The 2,663-nt window shown below is 60.4% G+C and carries 1 protein-coding gene and 1 pseudogene; both read right to left on the bottom strand.

Going from position 1 to position 2,663, the window contains the following annotated elements; all coding sequences use genetic code 11:
- Positions 1-216: 216 nt before the first annotated feature.
- On the bottom strand, positions 217-969 hold the full coding sequence (locus EOA22_RS30270; protein WP_127224613.1) for an AAA family ATPase: 753 nt from the start codon (positions 967-969) through the stop codon (positions 217-219).
- Positions 966-2,663, bottom strand: a pseudogene (locus EOA22_RS37815) (hypothetical protein); the annotation flags it as partial. The gene EOA22_RS30270 and the pseudogene EOA22_RS37815, both read right to left, overlap by 4 nt.

The following is a 2,663-nucleotide window of genomic DNA, read 5'->3' as shown; positions in this document are numbered from 1 at the left end:
CGCTTAAGGTCAGTCGGGAATTGATGTCGTTGGGGCACATTGGTAACCTGTTGTCCAAAGGGCATTAGTAACCTCTTTGGGCGAAAGCGGCGGGATATCATCCACTTAGAAGTCCGGCCGACGACAGATAATTCTGGACTCTTGCCCCTCACGACGACAAATAATTCCGGACATCACACCGGTGTGCAGTCCGGAATTATCTGTCGCTGTCCGGAATTAAGCCGATCTTCGGAGGTCGTCGCCGCGCTCGTGCAAAAGCTTGAGCGCATGGCTGCCGCACGACACGACACGAAGCGTGGTCTCGATCCGAGAAAGACGAATGCTGCCAACGCCATTGGTAACGGCAGCGCAGTTCTGAAGGAGGTGGCAAAGCGCGCGAAGCGAGGTGTTCTCACCGTAGATAACAATCGCTTCGTAGGCGTCGGCTCCCTCAACGTTGTTTTCGGCGCCGATCCTTATGCAGTCCTCCCGCGTCGGCTGCCCGATCTCGAAACGCATGCCGATGCGGCTTTCGATCTGATCCATAGCGTGGATATCACGCCTCGTGCCCGCCAACCGATGGGTGTTGCCGGCGAGCAGTAAAGCGAAGCCGCAGCGCTCCTGAAGATGCAGCAGCTCCCGCAAAACAGGGGGCGTGAAGTTCTGATATTCGTCCACGAGCAACGGACGCGTCGGGCCGCATCGGGCGCCCAAAAAGTTCATGCAATCCTTGGCAAGATCATATGTGTGCTTGCTGTCCCTTTGGACGCCGTACGCGTCATGCAGCATCAGGAACATCGGCCTAATAGCCTTGGTATGCTGCGCAACCTCACAATAGGCAGCTCCGCTTTGGGCGGCTATCCAGTTGAGCGCTACGGTCTTTCCGAGTCCGGCTTTGCCGACCGCAAGCACCGGATATCGCATCTTGACCGCCGTATCGAAGGCAGCCCGCACGGTGAGCGCAGCCCGGGTTTCAACGAATATCGTCATCCGACGATCCTCTTCACCAAGTCCTTCTGAGCGGCCATGCGCTCGTCCTGTTCGCGTCGGCGCTCTTCAGGGATCAACGGCTTCTTCGGCATCAGAATCCGCGCCGGCCGCTGAGACGGGTCGAATGATACTTTGCCCGCCGGCTCGTTGGGGATGACTTCAGATTGATCCTGACCAAGCGCCATCAGCCGAGCTGCAACGTCGATTTTCGGGACCGAGCGGCCCATCTGCACAATCGCATCGCGGTGCGCCTTTGCTCGTGCTGCCGTGCTTTGGGCGCCACGATGATCAAGTGGATGAAGTGGGACATCGGGGGTTGCGATCCCGAGCCTTTTACCCTTCATGTCCAGCACAAGCAGCTCTGCCGGCGCATGATAGACCGGGTCGCAGACCAGCACCTTGTCGTGCGTGTACTGCCACAACTCTTCGCAGGACAACCGACGCCCACGGAGTTGGATCGCGCCTTGAATGATGGTGCGCTCGACCCGGCGCGCGACTGCAGCGCGGACCTCGTCCTGGCTCATGCTGATTGCTGACCAGCCCGCAACCACGTGCTGTTGAAAAGTGGTGTTGGGCGAATGCCCCTTGAGGCCGCTCTGCTTTCCCGTAGGCATACTGTGATAGGCCTTCAGGAGACCGAAGAACGCCGGAACGAAATCTTCGAAGGTGCCATAGGGCGCAACCGTCCGGCCGATCGCCTCCTGGCGCTTGTTCATACGGTTGCCGGAAATCCAGCCCGGTAGCGTGCTCAGATAGCGTGGCTCGAAGTCGCCGAACCAGCGTTCAATGGGCTTTGCCGAGTCGTTGTAGGGCAAGGCATTGACAACTCGCATCGAGCGACCCGGCCCATGGAACCCGGGCACCATCAGTGTCATGGCGTCGTCGAGGTACGTCGCGAACCCGTATTCATTGCCGTTGTCGATATAGAGAGCTTCAGGCAGGCCGAAGGCTGGATGATCCACCATGGCCGCAAATACTTCGATCACATCACGGTTGTTGACGCCGCCGCGCGTGTCGAATGCGATCAAATCACACCAAACGCGGCCAGTCGCCCAGTCGAGGAACCCGATCAGGCCGACGATATTTTGGTCGAGATCGGCGGATCTGCTGACGATCGAGTCTAGCGACTCCGCCGTGTCGCTGGTCGGTTCGGGCAGCTTGAGCGGCAGCAGGACAGCCAGCCAGTTCTCCAGCAGAGCAGTTGTCGCTCCCTGTTCGGTCACACCGACGGGAAGCACACGGCAAACCTTGGTCATCGCATCAAGCGTGGCGGCGGAGGGTTTGGGCCCGACAAGGATCGTGGTCAGGGGACGTTTGGAGCGGGTGACGTCGAGCGCGCGCGCCACCCCTTCCACCTTGCGGAGGATCTTCTGTTCGGTGTCGAACGCCGTGTCAGCGACAAGGATGAGATCGGGCGACGGGCTTTCGCCGACGAGGGCGGCTGGAAGGTCGAACGAAAGGCCGGCGATCGACAGCGGGACTGACAGATGGCGGTAACCCCTGCGGCCCCGTCCCGGAACATCGTCATCGTGCGCGAGGCGTGGTCGACGAATTTGCGGACGAACTGCAGCCGATCGCCATTGTCGAGGGTCGCCAGATGGTCCCGCAGTGCCACCACTCCCTGTTGCAGAGCCGCGCGCGCGGCTCTGCAACAGGGAGTGGTGGCACTGCGGGACCATCTGGCGACCCTCGAC

Source organism: Mesorhizobium sp. M7A.F.Ca.US.014.04.1.1, from assembly GCF_003998745.1.
GTDB lineage: Bacteria > Pseudomonadota > Alphaproteobacteria > Rhizobiales > Rhizobiaceae > Mesorhizobium > Mesorhizobium ciceri.
Note: the sequence above shows the minus strand (reverse complement) of the source record. Positions and strands in the feature narration are given on the sequence as shown.